The organism is Robbsia sp. KACC 23696, from assembly GCF_039852015.1.
Taxonomy (GTDB): Bacteria; Pseudomonadota; Gammaproteobacteria; order Burkholderiales; family Burkholderiaceae; genus Robbsia.
Map to the genome: position 1 here is coordinate 41,182 of NZ_CP156627.1, position 16,781 is coordinate 57,962.

Consider the following 16,781-nt stretch of genomic DNA (forward strand, 5'->3'; position numbering starts at 1 on the left):
GTATCGCCCTTCCTTATTTCGAGAGCCAGAGACTGTAGGCGCTCGACGGTCCATCAAGCTCTGGCTCGAAGCTGATTCCGTGCACGCTCGACTTCGCCGCCAGATGGTAGGACGGCGCGAAGAGCGGCAGGATATACGCTTGATCGACGGCATACTGCTGGATCTTCCGCAGCAACGCTGTCCGTTCCGCGCCAACCGGCAATAGCCGCGCTCGATTGATATCGCCGACGAGCGTTGCATCGGGGTGCGGGATGGCGTTGTACAGGAAGCCTTGATCGCCGAGCATGTCCCACAATTCCATCGCGACATCGGACGGATTGTCGGTATTCGGATAGATCGTCCAATTGCCCGTAGCTTTTTGATTCGAAAAATCGGCAGCGGTCGTGATGTGCAGCTTCAGATCGAAGCCCAGGTTTTGTCGCAGCGCCGACTGAATCGCACGGATCAGGGTATCGCGATCGTCCCGTACATACGGTTGCGGATAGCCCACCTCGATCGACAAGCGCTTGCCATCCTTCGTGCGGAAACCGTCCTTGTCGCGTTGCGTCCAACCCGCCTCGTCGAGCAAGCGGTTCGCTGCATCGATCTTATTGCCCCAACTGCCCTTCAGGGCCGCATTGTATTCGGGATTATCGGGACCGATATTCGACCACGCACGCGGCACGGTGCCGAGATAGACGCTTTTCACGATGCCGTCCAGATCGAAGCCATCTCGTAATGCCCGGCGCACGCGGATATCACTTGCCGGGGGCACCGTGTAATTGATATTCAACGTGAACGAAGTCGTGGCGGACGGTCCCGACACATACTGGAAACCGTCTACATGGTCGAATACCGCAACGTCCGTCGGTTGCACGCCTTCGATCAAGTCGACTTGCCCCGAACTGAGCGCCCCGGTGCGAACCGACGATTCGGGCAGAAAGCGATACACGATCTGATCCAGATAAGCCGGCCCTTGATGCGGGGAACTCTTTGGTGCCCACTGATAGTCCGCATTCCGCGAGAAGCGTGCCGATTGTCCGCGTTGATACGCCGCGAACACGAACGGTCCCGTGCCGACCAGGCCCGGACCGCCGGCGCAGAGGTCTTTGTCCTCGGCCAATGCCTTGGGCGAGATGAAACCGAGTTTGACGCTCGACAGCGATTCGAGCGTTGTCGAGTCCGCTTGTTTCATCACCAGACGCACGACATAGGGTGACACCACCTCTACGCGATCCAGATGCACCAGTAAGGATGCCGATGCCGACGTCGTGCTGATATTGGCCAGGATGTAGTCGAAGTTGGCCTTCACCGCCGCGGCGTCAAAGCGCGTGCCGTCGGTGAAATGCACATCGTCGCGCAGGTCGAGGGTGTACTGCTTTCCGTCGTCGGAAACCTGCCATGACTTTGCCAGCCAAGGCGAATAGCTGCCATCGGCGTTCTTGTAAATCAGCGAATCGATAAAGTTTCGGATAACCCAAAAGGCATTCTGCTGCGAGGCCCGGTGCGGGTCGAAACACACCGGCTCGGTCGTGACGCCCCAGGTCAAGGTGCCGCCTTTGACCGGCTGCGCGTTGCCGCCGCTCGCCGATCCGGTGGATGTCGCGGCGACTTGCGTGGTTGCTGCAGCGGAAGCGGAAGACGCCGTGGCATGGGCAGCATCATCGGACGAAGGCTGCGATTTCCCGCAGGCCGCCAAGGCCGCGGCCATCAAGACAATCGCCGTGTGCCTGCGCCATGCGATTTCCCGCACTGGCACGATGACCCATGCGCTGCCTTGCGCTGCGGCAGATCTTGAAAATCTGCCGACCGGCGCGTCGAACGGGTTCGCGTCCTGTCGATCCGAGGTCCTGCGTGCAGCCATGATGCCCATATTCCCGTCTCAATTTTTTGATGGTCTGACAGGATAGGGAGCGCCCTTAGATGCGCACAACGAAGGATTTGGACTAACGTTATCGCCTTTGCATATGTCGGCGCACGCACGCCTTTTCCTGATAACGTTATCGCGATTCGTGATTTCGATCGCGGGAAAATCGGTGCTAGCCTGAAGGCACGATTCCTCACGAATGCATAAATCTCCTACGGTATGAGCGCCCTTCCCTCGACTTTACCCACGTACACCAACGACATCGCGTTCGCGGACCGCGCGCGCGAACACGACGATATCCGGCACCCACCGATACGCCGCTTCTGGTTCGACGATCCACAAACACCGCGATCGATTGCCGAGGAGCGATTGCATCGACGCCAACGACTTGCCGTCGCGTTTCGCTTATTCGCACAGAATGGGTTCGCGCATGGTCTTGCGGGTCATATCACCGCGCGGGACCCCGAATGGGACGATCACTTCTGGGTCAATCCATTGGGTAAGCACTTCAGTAGGATTCGCGTGTCCGACCTGTTGCTGGTGAATCGGAACGGCGAGATCGTCGTGGGCGAGGGCCCGGTCAATCAAGCCGCATTCGCGATACACGCGGCGATTCACGAGGCGCGGCCGGAAGTGGTGGCAGCCGCCCATACGCATTCGCTGTACGGCAAGGCCTGGTCGACGCTCGGTCGGGAACTGTCACCGCTGACGCAGGACGCCTGCGCCTTTTATCAGGATCATGCGCTGTTCGACGATTTTCAGGGGGTCGTGCTCGATACGAGCGAAGGCGCGCGCATCGCGGAAGCGCTCGGCTCCCGCAAGGCGGTCATCTTGAAAAACCACGGCATTCTGACGGCCGGCCCGACGGTCGAGGCGGCCGCCTGGTGGTATCTGTCATTGGAAAACGCCTGCCACACGCAATTACTGGCAGAAGCAGCCGGCACACCGTCGCCGATTCCTGACGACGTCGCCGCCTTGACGCATCAACAAGTGGGCCGTCCCGGCGGCGCGCTGCATGCGTTTCAGAACTTGTACGAGGGCCTGGTCGCGGCCGAGCCCGACGTATTGGAATAGGCTGGAATCCAAGCCCGCCGCGGCGCATCGCGACCTCGCAGGCGGCGCGGACCTGTACCAGAATCAAGCGACGCGGAACACCGACACCGTCTGGCGCAGCTTGTCGGCCTGATCTTCCAGCGAGTGGGCGGCGGCGGCCGACTGCTCGACCAAGGCGGCATTACGTTGCGTGGCATCGTCCATCTGCGCGACCGCTTGCGCGACCTGATCGATGCCGTTGCTTTGTTCCTTCGACGCCGCGGCAATCTCGCCCATGATGTCGGTGACACGCTGTACGGCGGCAATGATCTCGGTCATCGTGCGGCCGGCGTCGTCGACCAATGCCGTTCCGGATTTCACGCGCGTCACGGACGCATCGATCAGCTCCTTGATTTCCTTCGCTGCGGTAGACGAGCGCTGCGCGAGTGTGCGCACTTCGCCCGCCACCACGGCAAAACCGCGTCCCTGTTCCCCCGCGCGCGCGGCTTCCACCGCAGCATTCAGCGCCAGAATATTCGTCTGGAACGCAATGCCTTCGATGATCGTGATGATGTCCGCGATCTTCGACGAGCTTTGATTGATCCCGCCCATCGTTTCGACGACCTGCACCACGACCTTGTTGCCGCGCGAGGCGATCTCGGAGGCGTTTGCAGCCAGCGTACTCGCCTGCGTGGCATTGTCGGCATTCTGACGCACCGTGCCGGTCAACTGCTCCATGCTGGCCGCCGTTTCCTGCAAGGCACTGGCCTGCTCTTCCGTCCGCGACGAGAGATCGGTATTGCCGGCCGAGATCTCGCCGGTCGCCGACGCGATGGCATCGCTGCCTGCCCGCACGGACTTGACCGTCTCCGCGAGGCCGGTTTTCATCGTCGACAGACCTTGCAACAGCTGCCCCATCTCGTCGTTCGAATGGATCTCCACGCGTCGCGTCAGATCGCCTGCTGCAATGGCCTGAAAGTGTTCCAGCGCCACCGCGAGCGGTGCGCCAATCGCGCGGCGCAAGGCCAGCCAGGAGTAGATCGCGAGACCGATCCCCAAGACGATCGCGACAATGCTGGCCAATCGAATCGTCTTGAATTGATTTTCCGAAGCAAGGAAGGCCGTGTCGGTGGCATTCTGCTGGAATGCGAACAAGGCTTCGTTTGCCTGGGCGTACTCGTTGAAGCGTACCGACAGATCGGATGCGATCTTCTTCGACGTCGTTTCGTCGCCGGCCTTCACTGCCGCCCAGCCTTCATCCAGCATGTGCTGATGCGCGTCATACGTTTGCCTGACCGCTTGCTGCAAACTCGCCTCGCCCGGCGCATTCGGCAAGGTCTCGTATGTCTTCAGCGCCTTCTCGGCTTGCGCGCGAAACGCTTTCGCTTTCTCGACGGCGGTGTCGACGCCCGAAGTCCCGATCACCATGACCGCGCGATCGTAGTTCAACCGTTCCCGTGCAACGAAGAGGTTGGCCATGCCGGCGCTCAACATGCCGGGCATCTTATTGCCGTGCGTGTCGGCGAAGGCGCTGTCGGTCGACGACATGCCGGCCAGACCCAATACGCCGATAACGGTCATTAAAACAGCCAAAGCGAGCATGGTAATGCCGACTTTTGCTTTGATGGTGAGGCCGCTGAACATGCTTATTCCTGCTTTCCGGTAGAAAATGGCCGCCGCAATGCGCCGAAAAAGCATGCCGCGGCAGAAGGTATGTCTCGTGATATGCCAGTCATAACGACGTGCGGGATGGAAAGTGAAGGGTTAATCGAAAGAAAGTGCGAAACGGCACTTTTTCAGGTAAAAGCTACCGCCATTTGCCGGGACAGACTGACTGGACGTCGTTACTAAAGGCGCTATCGACAATCGTGATGACGAGCTGGTACGGCGCAGCCGGCTGTCGCAGCGCCCCCTTTCGCGTCGATTACAGTGAAATACGTTAATCTAATTGCCATACCAATAACGTGCATCCCGGCGCGCCCCATTACCAACGCCCCTTTTTAGGACATGCATGGCTACTGAATCCCCAACCGCCATTTTTTTAGCACTGGGCGCGAACGCCTTGATCTCCGTTTGCAAATTCGGTGCCGCCGCCTTCACCGGCTCTGGCGCCATGCTCGCGGAAGCAATCCATTCGCTGGCGGACTGCGCAAACCAGTTATTGCTGCTGGTCGGCTTGCGTCACGCCAAGGAACCCTCCTCGGAGTTGCATCCGCTCGGCAACGCACGGGTCAGCTATTTCTATTCGATGATCGTCGCCTTGATGCTGTTTTTCATCGGCGGCGTCTTTTCGGTCTACGAGGGCGTGCATCGTCTTGCCCATCACGAGCCGCTTTCCTATCCCTATGTCGCGATCATCGTGCTGCTGGTGTCGTTGGTGCTGGAAGGCATTTCCCTGCGTGGCGCGCTGAAACAGATCCGCCGCCGCAACCCGACCAAGTCGATATGGCGATGGTTTCGCGAAACCCGGCAGTCCGAGTTATTGGTGGTCACCGGCGAAGACACGGCGGCCTTGTTCGGCCTGGCCGTTGCCTTTATCGCGATTGTCGCCTCTACCTTGACCGGCAATCCGGTCTACGACGCTTGCGGGTCCATCGGTGTCGGACTGGTGCTGATGCTGGTGGCCGGCCTCGTGCTACGCGAAGTGCAGTCGATGATCATCGGCGAGTCCGCCGCGCCGGAAACCCGCGCCGAGATTCGCGCCTTTCTGACGGCACGTCCCGAAATTCGCAGCATCATCAGCCTCATCACGTTGCAATGGGGTGAGCATATCGTCGTCGCCGTGCAGGCCGAGATGATCGATTATCCGAGTGGACGCGCGCAGGTCGATGCGATCAACGACGTGGAGACGGAACTGCAGCAGCGTTTTCCCGCGGCGCGCTGGGTGTTCTTCGAGCCTGACGTCGCACGGCAATAAACCATCGCGGAACCGGCCTTTTTTCGGCGCGAAATCGCGCGTGAAGCGAAAGGCGAAAGACTTCCATGCGCACGGCGCTTCCCTTCTATCGGCTTAAATTGGCGTCTGATTAACTGCTCTCTTCTACCGCTGCGGCACCCCGCTCGCGGCGCTTCTTGATGCGTGGAGAGAGCATGCCAGCCTTACCCGATACGTCGAAAAATGCCCGGATGGTCTTGACTGCCACCTGTGCCAGCGCGCCAGGTCAAGTCGCGGCCGTGGCCGGATTTCTCGAACGGCATCACTGCTATATCGACGAATTCACCGTCTACGATGACGATCTCAGCGGGCGATTCTTTATTCGCTGTGTCTTTCATGTAGTCGATTCCGGCGAAGGATTGCCGGCCGACGTCATGCGCGAATTCGAGACCGTGGCGCGACCGTTTTCCATGCAATGGTCGATGCATCCGCAGGCGCGGCCGGCGAAGGTCTTGATCATGGTCTCGAAACTCGAGCATTGTCTTGCAGACCTGCTCTTCCGCTGGCGCATGGGCGAGCTGAAAATGGATATCGTCGGCATCGTGTCGAACCATCGCGATTTCGAAGGGCTGGCGCATCAGCACGATATCCCCTTCCACCATCTTCCCATCACGCCCGAAACAAAGGCGGCACAGGAGAGCGCGCTGCTCGGCCTGTATGAACGCTCAGGCGCGGAGCTGTTGGTACTCGCCCGCTACATGCAAATTCTCTCTGCCGAGACGAGCCGTGCGCTCGCAGGCCGTGTGATCAATATCCACCATTCCTTCCTGCCTGGTTTCAAGGGTGCAAAGCCGTACCATCAAGCCCATGCGCGCGGCGTCAAACTGATCGGCGCAACGGCGCACTTCGTGACCGACGACTTAGACGAAGGTCCGATCATCGAGCAAGTAGTTGAACGGGTGGATCACGCGCACAAGCCCGAGCAATTGCTCGCCACCGGTCGGGACGTCGAGTGCATCACCCTGGCACGTGCCGTCAAAGCCTTTATCGAGCGGCGCGTCTTCATCAACGGCGATCGGACGGTCGTGCTGTAATCAGCAGGCACCGTAAAATGCAAACGCCGCAGTCCATTCGGCTGCGGCGTCAGGCTTCCTCGGGTCGCGCCGCATATATCGCGGCGTCTACATAGACGTGCTGCTTATTATTTCGTCCAACCGTCTACTTCGCTTTGGTGCGCCTTTATCCAATCGGCAGCGGCGGCGGCCGGCTTTTCACCCCCTTGCGTCGCGAGCATAACGCTGTCGATCTGACCCGGCTTCCACTGAAACTTTTTCAAGAAGGCGACGACATCCGGGGCTTTCTTTTCCAAGCCCAAGCCGACGACATTATCGACGTGTTCGGACTCACCGAAGATCTTTTTGGGATCGTCGAGGAACTTCAGCTTGTACTTCGCGAAGATCCAATGCGGTTTCCAGCCAGTCACGATGATCGGCTTCTTCGCTGCTTCCGCACGCGCCAGTTCGGCCGTCATGGCCGCGCCGGAACTCGGCATCAAGGTATAGCTCAGGCCATAGGCCTTGATCGCGTCATCGGTCTTCCGCATGACGCCCGCACCGGCATCGATACCGACGATGCGGCCGCCGAACTCGGCCTTCTTCCCTTCCAGATCGGCAACGCTCGTGACGTCCGCGCTTTCTGGAACGATCAAGCCGATCTTCGCATCGTTGAAGTTCGCGCCCAGATCCTTCACGTCGGCACCGAATTTCTTGTAATAGTCCGCGTGCGTGACGGGCAGCCACGCCGACAGCGTCGCATCCAGATCGCCGCGTGCCACGCCCTGCCACATGATGCCGGCGGCGACCGGAACCAACTGCACCGGATAGCCGAGTTCCTTCTCGATAATCAGCGCCGCCACGTTCGACGTCGCCACGCTGTCGTCCCATCCGTCCACATAGCCGATCTTGATCGTCGGCTTGTCGGCAGCGGACGCCGCCATCGACAGGCTCAACGTCGATACCACGAGTGCCGCAAAAGCCAGTCTTTTACCGTGCGTACGCATTGCCTTTAACCCCTTATATGTAGACCGTTTCATCACGAACCAAAGACAATTTATCCACCCATAAATTCGCCAATCTGCTTGCAGGCGACAGGCACTTGTTCGAAAACGACTCCAATGGCGCGATACGACGCGCAATGGCATCCGGACGATCGACGCATACTCACTTATCCAGCAGCAGATCCGATTTCGGCTTGCTGCAACAGAGCAGCACCATTCCCTGATCGATCTCGCGCTGACGGATGCCGCCGGCATGCTGCATGTCCACTTCGCCGCTCAGCAACTTTACCTTGCAGGTGCCGCACATCCCTTGGCGACATGAGGACGGCATCCGGACGCCGGCCTTCTTCGCGGCATCCAGCACCAGTTGATCACTGGCGCACACGATATCGCGACGGCTTTTCTCGAAACGCACCGTGTACTGCGTTGGCACCGCGTCGGTTGGCGGGGACGTGATGCCGTCGTGTTCGAGGAAACCGAACGTCGCGTGGGGCAGCTCGACAGGCTCGGTCGAGTTGCCCGGATCGGCGAGCAGGTTTTGATCGGCGGGCGCCAAGGCGGCGCCCACATGGGCCGTTGCCAGTTGCGCGGCGACATCGACGATCGTCTCGAAAGAAAAGCTTTCCTCGTGATAGTGACGCGAATCGAATCCGGCGACCGAAAGCAGCTCGCGCACCGCTTTCATATACGGTGCGGGGCCGCACACGAAGATCTCCCGCTCCAGGTAGTCCGGCGCGATCACCGTCAAGAGCGGTAGCGTCAGATAGCCGGTCACGCCCGACCATGCGGCCCGCGCGCCACGTCGCTCGCAGACAAAGGCACTGCGGAACTGAGTTTGGGCAGCGGCGATCGCGGCCACTTCATGTTCGAAGACGATATCGTCAGGCGTCCGAGCACTATGGACGAAGACGATATCGCGATCTTCGGCTAGGTCGTGATACGCGCGACTCATCGACATCAGCGGGGTGACGCCCGAGCCGGCGGACAAAAAGAGATATTTTTCCGCGGGATGACGGGCGCTGGTAAACGCACCGGCGGGACCGAGTGCGCGTACGCTGTCGCCGCGCCGCAGATGATCGTGCAGCCAGTTCGAAACGGCACCGCCCGGTACGCGCTTCACGGTGATTGCCAGCGTGTGCGGACGCGTGGGAGAAGACGAAATCGTATAGCACCGATTCAGCGCCTGCCCATCGATCTCCAATTCGAGCGTAATGAACTGGCCCGGCTCGTAGACGAAGGTCCGCGCGGTCGGCGCGTGAAACACGAAGGTCTTCACATCGTGCGTTTCCTGCCGAACCTGCGCGCAGATCAATGTCTCCTCGGTATCGCTATGCCAGCGCGGCGCCAACGCATCCCAAAATCCGGACGATGCGACACGGTGCACTGGCGCGGAAACCGATGCGTGGCGCGACTGTTCGGCCGCCGCGAACGCCTCCCCACTCGGGGGTGTCAACTCTATGGAATCGCGCATCATCCTCGTCACCTTGAATACGGCATCGTCGTATCACCTTTTCCGCGATGCAAAGAGACCCCCAGACGGGCGGTCCGGTGTATCGCTTCGCTGCGTGCGTCAGCGGACCAGCGAGATCACATGCGTGTGCGATGCAGCGCTATCGTCGGTACGGTCCGGGAGCGCGTCGTATGCTTCCAGACGTCCGATATACCAGGCCGAAAACTTTTCAACCAAGCCTTCCGTAAAAGGCGAGTACGGTCCCGGTTGATACGCGCTGCTGACGATGCCGCGTTGCGAGCGCTCGACCAGCGCGCGGTCCTGGTCATTGGTCGCGCGCCAGACCGCCGTCAGATTGTCGACGTCATAGTCGACGCCTTCGACCGCATTGCGATGCACCAGCCATTTCGTCCGCACCAGCGTGCGCCCGGCGGAAAGCGGGATCACGCAAAAACTGACGACGTGGTCGCTCATGAAGTGATGCCAGGAATTCGGCTGCGTCCAAAATGACAGTCCTCCCAGATCGGCACGCTGAAAACGGCCCAATAAGCGCCGCGACGCGACTTTGGCATCCATCGTCTGCGACTCGCCATCCCGATCCAGCGGCAAGCGCTGCGTACGGAAACCCGTCACCCTATCGTCGAGGTGATCGATTTCCGCCGAAGGCAGTTTCATCGCGTCCCATTGCGCGGTGCGTGTCGCGACGATGTCCTCGAAGTGCGTCATGCCTTCCTCGTTGTCGTCGGTACGTTGATAGCCGAAACCGTACTCGAATAAGGAGATCGTCAATTCGGGATGGTTCGCGATGCAGTGATAGCACTCGCGATTGTTCTCCATCACCAATTTCCAATTGCCTTCCTCGACGATATCGATCGACGCGGCAATCTTGCAGTCGACCAGTTCGTGCGGCGCCAGATAGGGCGTCATCTTCTCGCGCATCGCGGCAAAATCGTCGGGAGGGTCGTCGGCAAGGCAGATAAAGAGCAGTCCGCCCAGCTCCTCGAGATGCACCGTCTTGAGGCTGTGCTTGCAGCGGTCGAACGTATCGCCCATCTGCTCGGCGAACAACAGCTTGCCGTTCAGATCATAGGTCCAGCTGTGATACGGGCAAACGATATTCGACAACGAGCCCTTGCTCTCTTCGCACAGCCGTGCGCCGCGATGCCGGCACACATTATGCAATGCGCGGATCCGCATATCGTCGTCGCGGACGATCAGAATCGAATCATTGCCGATATCGACGGTGATGAAATCGCCCGGCTCGGGCACGTCCGGCGCCACGCCCACCTGGATCCAATGGCGCTTGAAGATGGCCGCCATGTCGACATCGAATAGCGCCTCGCTCGTATAAAAGGGCGCTTCGAGGGTATAGCCTTTTTCCCGCCGCGCGACCAATGCGCGAACCTCCGCCGACACCTTCATCATCTGCTCCGTATGCGACGTTTTCTCAGTAATCAACGAGTTGATGCTCGCGCAGATACGCCAGGATCATTTGTGCTTTTTCGACAGGACTACCTGCATTTACGACGTTGCCGCCGCGACTTTCCGTCGTGGTCGCCGACAGCATCCGTGCGTGCCCGCTGCGCTTTTCGACTGCCGCCAAACGCACCGGCTTTGCATTGGCCGGCGCCCAGCGCCACGCGGCATGAACGCCAGACGCGGCCGCGTCGTCGCGCGTTGCCGCTCGCTGCGCCGTCACGACACGCCCGGCCTGCATGCGGGCATACGCGAAACGCGGCGTGGCTTCTGCCAAAGGATGCACGGCGACCACGGCCGGCAACGTCGCGCTGACCGTCCGGCGCACGCCTTTCGGCAGGAACTGGCGCACCGCCACGTCGCCCCCTCGCACCGTCAGTGTCACGGCATCCGGCACGACGCTGGCGCCTAGCCGCGACGCCAGCGCATACGGCACCATGCCGCTGGCCAGTCCGAGATCGGCACGCGATCCGGTCAAGATCAGCGTGTAGTTTTTCAAGACGTCGCCGAGGGCCGCCACTGCATCCTCGTCGTCGCCAAGCGGCATCACATTGATCCTGCCAGCGCCGAGCGCCAGGTAATCGCGCAGCGCAGGATTGCCGGGGTCGCCGGCGTGCCAGACATCGAGCGTCGCTTGCGCGCTGTCCTCGGCAACGAGTGCCAGGCCACAGGCCAATGCAGCGGCGTCGTTGCGGCTGTAACGCCAAGTCCCGCTCACCGGGTGACGCCCTATCGAGACCATTACCGCTATTTTCGTCATGCCACGGCTCCGGCGTTTTCGTCGATCGATGCGTCGATGTCGCGGGAGGCGCTTCGCGGTGCCGATGCGCTCGGCGCCACCGCCGACACTGCCGTTGCCGCGCTCGGTACACGCGATTGCTCGTGCGCTGTCCTTGCTGTCTCGATTACGTCGGTCAAGGCCGCGATGACGCGCTCCGCATCGTCGACGATCAGCAGATTCGCGCGTTTCGAGATGGGTGCGCTGGCGTCGGTGTTCACGGCGATCACATGCCTGCAGGACTTGATCCCCTGCAGATGCTGGACCGCGCCGGAGATGCCGAACGCGACATACACACTGGCTTCCACTGTCTTGCCGGTCGCGCCGATTTGCTTATCGCGGGTAAAGCGACCATCGTCGACGGCCACGCGGCTCGCGCCCACCGCGGCGCCCAAGGCAACGGCGAGACGTTCCAGCGCCGACACGTCGCGTACGCCGTTGCCGCCCGCGACGATGGCATCGGCCTCTTCCAATGGCAAGCGCATCGAATCCATCGCATCGAGGCCGAGGTCGCGATAGCGCGCGGGGCGCGTGTCCGCCTTTCCGGCACCCGTTGCGAGCGCGTCGATTTCCGTCGCATCGATCCTTACGCCGCTCCCCACGAACGGGAGTGCCGGCACGACCGCGTTGCGCGCGAGCAGAACGATGTCCGGTACCGTCCGCGATGCGAATTGGCGAGTGCCGTCCGCGTAGACGGCGACATGATGCGCATCGATCTCGACGATCTGCGTCGCGATGGACTTCCCGGACGATGCCGCATAACGGCGTCCCAGGTCAGCCTCGCCGGCGCGATCCGGCATCAGCAGGTGCAGCGGTCGATAGCGATCGACGCAGGCGCGCAGCAACTGAACGCTGGCGTCGGGCGCGAACAGGTGCCGCTCCTTTTCGGGATACACCAGGACCCGGTCGGCACCCAGCGCGGCAACATCATCATGGCAGGCACCAAACACGATCAAGACGACCTCGGTGTCCGCATCGGCCAACAAGGCAGCGGCCGCAATGGCCTCCGCCGCATGCGCATCGAGCATGCCCCTATCGGAGTACGCCAGCACCATCAGGCTGCGTGCCGCGACTTTTTCCAACCGTGTCGGCTTGCTCGACGTCTGGCGATGGTCGTGGCGCGGACCCGCGTCGTCGTCACAAAGCGCCGCCAACGGCGTGGTGCCCAGCGTGATGCGGATCAATCCACACGGGCCGATGGTAAAGGGGCGCCGCGGCGTGATGCGCGGTGGCCTCCCGTTCGGCGCAGAATGCTGTGTCATCGTCACTCCAAGCCCGCGGCGAACAGCTCCGCGATATCCTGCACGTCAGGCCTTGCCCCTTGGACGCCTTCCAGCATCGCCGTGCAATTCGGGCACGCCACGGCGACGATGTCGGCGCCAACGGCGCCTGCATCCGCCATCCGGATATTCGGGATACGCTGCGTACCCGGAATATCGGTCAACGGCGCCCCGCCGCCACCGCCACAGCATCGTCCACGCAGGCCGTGACGTTCCATTTCGACAACGCGAATGCCGATCCCTTTCAAGACGTTCCGTGGCGCGTCGATTTCGCCGTTATAGCGGCCGAGATAGCAAGGATCGTGATAGGTGATGCGCTTTTCCGAGAGAGCCGTCGGTAACGCCGACACGACCTTGCCGGCATCCGTCAATTCCTGAATCAGCGCGGTATGATGCTGTACCGTGAAGTAAGCGCCGAACGTCCGGTACTCGTTCCGCAGGCTATGCAGCACGTGCGGATCGGCCGTGACGATACGCTTGAAATCGAATTCGGACAAGGTGGCGATCAGCGTCGTCGCACGTTGTTGGAACGTGGCTTCATCGCCGAGCCGGCGCGCGGTGTCGCCGCAGTCCGTCTCCCTCGCGCCAAGCACCGCGAAAGAAAGGCCTGCGCGATTCAGAATCTTGACCAGCGCACGCAGCGTGCGTTGATAGCGCATGTCGAACGCGCCCTCGCCAGCCAACAGCAGGACGTCCACCGGGCGTCCCGCTCGGATCTGCTGCACTTGCAGATCCACCGCCCAGTCGTAGCGTGCCGCGATGTCATGCCCGTTCGCGCTGCCGGTCTCGCGCAGATTGGCCAGCGTCTCCGGGCCTTTGCCCGGTACATCGCCGCTAACCAGCGTGCGATTACGGCGCATATCGACGATGGCATCCACGTGTTCGATCAGCATCGGGCATTCCTGCACACAGGCACGGCAGGTCGTGCACGACCAGATCGTGTCGGCTTCGATCATCGACGCCAGCAACGGCTTGTCCGGCGCGCCATGATGCTGTCCCACCGGAATGCCGGGTGTCGGACTGCCGGCATACGCTGCATCGCTCGCACCGACCATGCCGCTGACGAAGTCCTGAATCAACTTTTTGGGATTGAGCGGCTGACCCGCGGCGAAAGCAGGACAGGCCGCTTCGCATTTGCCGCACTGCACGCAGGCGTCGAAGCCAAGCAATTGATTCCAGCGAAATTCCACCGGTTTGGCGACACCGTAATCCGCGGCCGTCAACGCAACGCGCTTCAGCGCCGTGGGTGGCACCGCGTCCCGTGCGACGGGGCCGCTTGAAAAGCGCTCCTGTCTGGGGTGAAACGCCAGATGCAGCAAACCCGCCATCGCGTGCTTCATCGGACCGCCCGCCGCGGCGCCGAAGGTCATCGCATACGCGCCGGCGGCAATCAGTAACGCGACGATCACGGCGAGCGCGCCGGACAGCGCACCGGCCGGCAGTATCATCCAAAGGACGAGACCTGCGGCAAAGGCGCCGAGGAACCATGGCAGGCCATCCCACGGGCCTTTGGACAGGCGCGTCGGCGCCGGCTGTGCGCCATGACGACGACGCCATACGAAGAATACCCCGCCCAACATCACGAGCGCGGCCAGCAGCGTCAGCTTGTCGAGCCAGCGCGCATACAGTGCGAAGCCGTAATTCAGGAAAACCAATGCGATCGCCATGATTGCGCCGCCTGCCGTGGCCACATGGGTTTTTGCAATATAAGGATCGCGCGCGACAACATGGTGCAGATCGACGAAATAGCGTTTTGGCACCGTGAGCAATTGCCAGATGCGGGTCTCGCCTGCCTCACTCGCGCGCCCCGCGCGCCAGTAGCGCGCGCGACGCGCCATTGCAAAGCCCAAACTGGCAACGGACAGCCATAACAGGACGGTGATCACGTAGACGGGCGCCATGATCAAAAATCCTTGCAAAGACGCAATGCGTCATAGATCGCTGCATGGATGTTATGCATCGAGATGCAATCGCCCACGCGGAACAGCAGAAAGCGCCCCCGGCCGAGCGGCTCGCTTAACGATGGCTGCGGTTCGGAAGCGAACAAGGCATGCACGTCGATCTGCCCGCGATTGACGGACTCGGGCTTCAACTTCCAGTACAAGGCGTCGTTGGGCGTGCTGCCGTTCTCGATGACCACCTGATCGACGGCGCGCTCCTGCAGCGCTTCGGTATATTCGTTACGCAGCACCGCGATCTTCTGGCCGTCTTCCTCGTACACCTTGTCGAGCCAAAAATTGGGCGTATGAATCACGTCCTGCGCATAGAGGCGACGATAGAAAATCGGGAATGTGGTGCCGCCCACGTCATCCGCGACCTTGACATCCGGCGTGACGATCTCGACCTGACCGCCTCGGCTCGCGATGAAATCCGCTACACCGGCACCGGCATGCGTGCTGATGCCGTCATAAACGAGCACGCGCTTTCCCGGCGCGACCTTGCCGGAGAGGATATCCCAGGCACTGACCGCGAGCCCCTCCGCCACGCCCCAGGCCGGCACCTGCTGCGTGAAAGCGCTGCCACCGGTGGCGAGGATGACGATATCGGGCTTCTCCGCCATGATCATCTTGTCGTCGGCCGCCGTCCCGAGGCGCCGATCCACGCCCAGCCGCTTCGTCTCCATATCGAACCAGCGGACGATACCGGCCATCTGCTCGCGCTGCGGCGCTTTCGCCGCCAGCAAAATCTGGCCGCCTACTTGCGCGTTTTTCTCGAAAAGCACCACGTCATGGCCGCGTGATCTGGCCACCCGCGCGGCTTCCAGCCCCGCGGGACCCGCACCCACGATCACGACCTTGCGCTTCGGGCCGGACGACGGTGCGATGACATGAGGCATCGTCGCTTCGCGTGACGTTGCCGCGTTTTGCACGCAGAGCACGTCCTGACCGAGGTATTGTCGATCGATACAATAATTGGCGCCGACGCATTGCTTGATTTCGTCTTCGCGACCATCGCGAATCTTGATCACCATATGCGGGTCGGCGATCTGCGCCCGCGTCATGCCGACCAGATCGATCATGCCGTTTTCAAGCAAACGCTCGGCCTGCGCGGCGTCTCGAATACTTTGGGCATGCATGACCGGCACGGACACCACGGATTTGATTCCGGCCGCCAGATGCACGAACGGCTCCGGCGGCAGCGCCATCGGCGGCATGCAATTCGCGAGCGTATTATGCGTATCCCCACCGGAGCCGATAACGCCAATGTAATCGATCAATCCCGTCTCGGACATCGCGTGCGCGATCTCTTTCAACTGCTCATGGTCGAGTCCGTCTTCGTGAAACTCGTCACCGCACATGCGCAGACCCACGCAGAAGTCGGCGCCCACCGCTTCGCGCACGGCCAGCAACACTTCCTTGCCGAATCGCAGCCGGTTTGCAAGCGAGCCGCCCCATTCGTCGGTCCGGAAATTGGTACGCGGACTCCAGAATTGATCGATCAGATGCTGGTGCGCCGCCGAGATCTCGATACCGTCCATGCCGGCCGCTTTGACACGCTTTGCCGCCGCCGCGAAGTCGCCGATGATGCGCTGGATTTCCTCGACCTCGATGATTTTCGCATTGCCGCGATGCACCGGCTCGCGTACGCCGGAGGGCGACATCAGATGCGGCCAGTGCTCGCCATAATAAGATGAGCGCCGCCCCATATGCGTTGCCTGAATCATGATCTTCGCGCCGTGCCGGTGCATCGCTTCGGCGAGACGCGCCAACGGATCGACGATCTTGTCGGTCGACAGATTGACCGACTTCCACCAACCCTGCGGACTGTCGATCGAGACGGGACTGGATCCGCCGCAGATGGCCAGCCCCACGCCGCCCTTGGCTTTTTCTTCGTAATAGCGGATATACCGATCCCCAGGCAAGCCGCCGGGCTCCGCATACACCTCCGCATGCGCGGTACTGACGATCCGATTGCGCAATGTCAGCCGGTTCAGCGTCAAGGGCTTGAAAAGATGGGGATAGCGCATTGCTGCTCGACCTCATGAACT

12 protein-coding genes are annotated in these 16,781 nt (G+C 61.3%); 3 read left to right on the plus strand and 9 right to left on the minus strand.

Annotated features, from left to right (window positions below; translation table 11 throughout):
- Positions 1–13: 13 nt before the first annotated feature.
- The gene (locus ABEG21_RS15060; RefSeq protein WP_347557458.1) at positions 14–1,843 is read right to left on the minus strand and encodes an ABC transporter substrate-binding protein; all 1,830 of its coding nucleotides are present in this window, start codon (positions 1,841–1,843) and stop codon (positions 14–16) included.
- A gap of 222 nt (positions 1,844–2,065) precedes the next feature.
- Between ABEG21_RS15060 and ABEG21_RS15065 the strand changes: the two genes are divergently transcribed.
- A complete protein-coding gene (locus ABEG21_RS15065; RefSeq protein ID WP_347557459.1) occupies positions 2,066–2,920 on the plus strand; it encodes a class II aldolase/adducin family protein in 855 nt (284 codons plus the stop codon).
- Positions 2,921–2,983: 63 nt separating this feature from the next.
- On the opposite strand, the gene ABEG21_RS15070 is transcribed toward ABEG21_RS15065, so the two are convergent.
- Positions 2,984–4,522, minus strand: a complete 1,539-nt coding sequence (locus tag ABEG21_RS15070; protein WP_347557460.1) for a methyl-accepting chemotaxis protein — start codon at positions 4,520–4,522, stop codon at positions 2,984–2,986.
- A 367-nt stretch (positions 4,523–4,889) separates the two neighbouring features.
- On the opposite strand from ABEG21_RS15070, the gene ABEG21_RS15075 reads away from it, so the two are divergent.
- Positions 4,890–5,795 carry a cation diffusion facilitator family transporter gene (locus ABEG21_RS15075; RefSeq protein WP_347557461.1) on the plus strand — a complete coding sequence of 302 codons (906 nt, stop codon included), beginning with the start codon at positions 4,890–4,892 and terminating at the stop codon, positions 5,793–5,795.
- Between the two features lie 173 nt (positions 5,796–5,968).
- Positions 5,969–6,847, plus strand: a complete 879-nt coding sequence (purU, locus tag ABEG21_RS15080; RefSeq protein WP_347557462.1) for a formyltetrahydrofolate deformylase — start codon at positions 5,969–5,971, stop codon at positions 6,845–6,847.
- Positions 6,848–6,954: 107 nt separating this feature from the next.
- Here the strand turns inward: purU and ABEG21_RS15085 are convergent, their stop codons facing one another.
- The 7 genes from ABEG21_RS15085 to ABEG21_RS15115 form a co-directional block, all read right to left on the minus strand.
- Positions 6,955–7,812, minus strand: a complete 858-nt coding sequence (locus tag ABEG21_RS15085; protein WP_347557463.1) for a glycine betaine ABC transporter substrate-binding protein — start codon at positions 7,810–7,812, stop codon at positions 6,955–6,957.
- 160 nt (positions 7,813–7,972) lie between these two features.
- Entirely contained in the window at positions 7,973–9,280 is a 1,308-nt protein-coding gene (locus ABEG21_RS15090) for a hybrid-cluster NAD(P)-dependent oxidoreductase (protein ID WP_347558108.1), read from the minus strand.
- Between the two features lie 99 nt (positions 9,281–9,379).
- The gene (locus tag ABEG21_RS15095) at positions 9,380–10,681 is read right to left on the minus strand and encodes an aromatic ring-hydroxylating dioxygenase subunit alpha (RefSeq protein ID WP_347558109.1); all 1,302 of its coding nucleotides are present in this window, start codon (positions 10,679–10,681) and stop codon (positions 9,380–9,382) included.
- Positions 10,682–10,706: 25 nt separating this feature from the next.
- Positions 10,707–11,495, minus strand: coding sequence for an electron transfer flavoprotein subunit beta/FixA family protein (locus ABEG21_RS15100; protein ID WP_347557464.1), 789 nt, complete (start codon positions 11,493–11,495; stop codon positions 10,707–10,709).
- On the minus strand, positions 11,492–12,775 hold the full coding sequence (locus ABEG21_RS15105) for an electron transfer flavoprotein subunit alpha/FixB family protein (RefSeq protein WP_347557465.1): 1,284 nt from the start codon (positions 12,773–12,775) through the stop codon (positions 11,492–11,494). The genes ABEG21_RS15100 and ABEG21_RS15105 overlap by 4 nt, the downstream gene beginning before the upstream one ends.
- Before the next feature lie 2 nt (positions 12,776–12,777).
- Positions 12,778–14,694: a (Fe-S)-binding protein gene (locus ABEG21_RS15110; protein WP_347557466.1), complete on the minus strand. Its 1,917-nt coding sequence runs from the start codon at positions 14,692–14,694 to the stop codon at positions 12,778–12,780.
- Positions 14,695–14,696: 2 nt separating this feature from the next.
- Positions 14,697–16,760 carry an NADH:flavin oxidoreductase gene (locus ABEG21_RS15115; protein ID WP_347557467.1) on the minus strand — a complete coding sequence of 688 codons (2,064 nt, stop codon included), beginning with the start codon at positions 16,758–16,760 and terminating at the stop codon, positions 14,697–14,699.
- Positions 16,761–16,781 lie beyond the last annotated feature (21 nt).

What these genes read in the sequence shown, in the direction of transcription:
- ABEG21_RS15060 (WP_347557458.1), bottom strand. Translation starts at nt 1,843, where the DNA reads ATGGCTGCACGCAGGACCTCGGATCGACAGGACGCGAACCCGTTCGAC.
- ABEG21_RS15065 (WP_347557459.1), top strand. Translation starts at nt 2,066, where the DNA reads ATGAGCGCCCTTCCCTCGACTTTACCCACGTACACCAACGACATCGCG.
- ABEG21_RS15070 (WP_347557460.1), bottom strand. Translation starts at nt 4,522, where the DNA reads ATGTTCAGCGGCCTCACCATCAAAGCAAAAGTCGGCATTACCATGCTC.
- ABEG21_RS15075 (WP_347557461.1), top strand. Translation starts at nt 4,890, where the DNA reads ATGGCTACTGAATCCCCAACCGCCATTTTTTTAGCACTGGGCGCGAAC.
- purU (WP_347557462.1), top strand. Translation starts at nt 5,969, where the DNA reads ATGCCAGCCTTACCCGATACGTCGAAAAATGCCCGGATGGTCTTGACT.
- ABEG21_RS15085 (WP_347557463.1), bottom strand. Translation starts at nt 7,812, where the DNA reads ATGCGTACGCACGGTAAAAGACTGGCTTTTGCGGCACTCGTGGTATCG.
- ABEG21_RS15090 (WP_347558108.1), bottom strand. Translation starts at nt 9,280, where the DNA reads ATGCGCGATTCCATAGAGTTGACACCCCCGAGTGGGGAGGCGTTCGCG.
- ABEG21_RS15095 (WP_347558109.1), bottom strand. Translation starts at nt 10,681, where the DNA reads ATGAAGGTGTCGGCGGAGGTTCGCGCATTGGTCGCGCGGCGGGAAAAA.
- ABEG21_RS15100 (WP_347557464.1), bottom strand. Translation starts at nt 11,495, where the DNA reads ATGACGAAAATAGCGGTAATGGTCTCGATAGGGCGTCACCCGGTGAGC.
- ABEG21_RS15105 (WP_347557465.1), bottom strand. Translation starts at nt 12,775, where the DNA reads ATGACACAGCATTCTGCGCCGAACGGGAGGCCACCGCGCATCACGCCG.
- ABEG21_RS15110 (WP_347557466.1), bottom strand. Translation starts at nt 14,694, where the DNA reads ATGGCGCCCGTCTACGTGATCACCGTCCTGTTATGGCTGTCCGTTGCC.
- ABEG21_RS15115 (WP_347557467.1), bottom strand. Translation starts at nt 16,760, where the DNA reads ATGCGCTATCCCCATCTTTTCAAGCCCTTGACGCTGAACCGGCTGACA.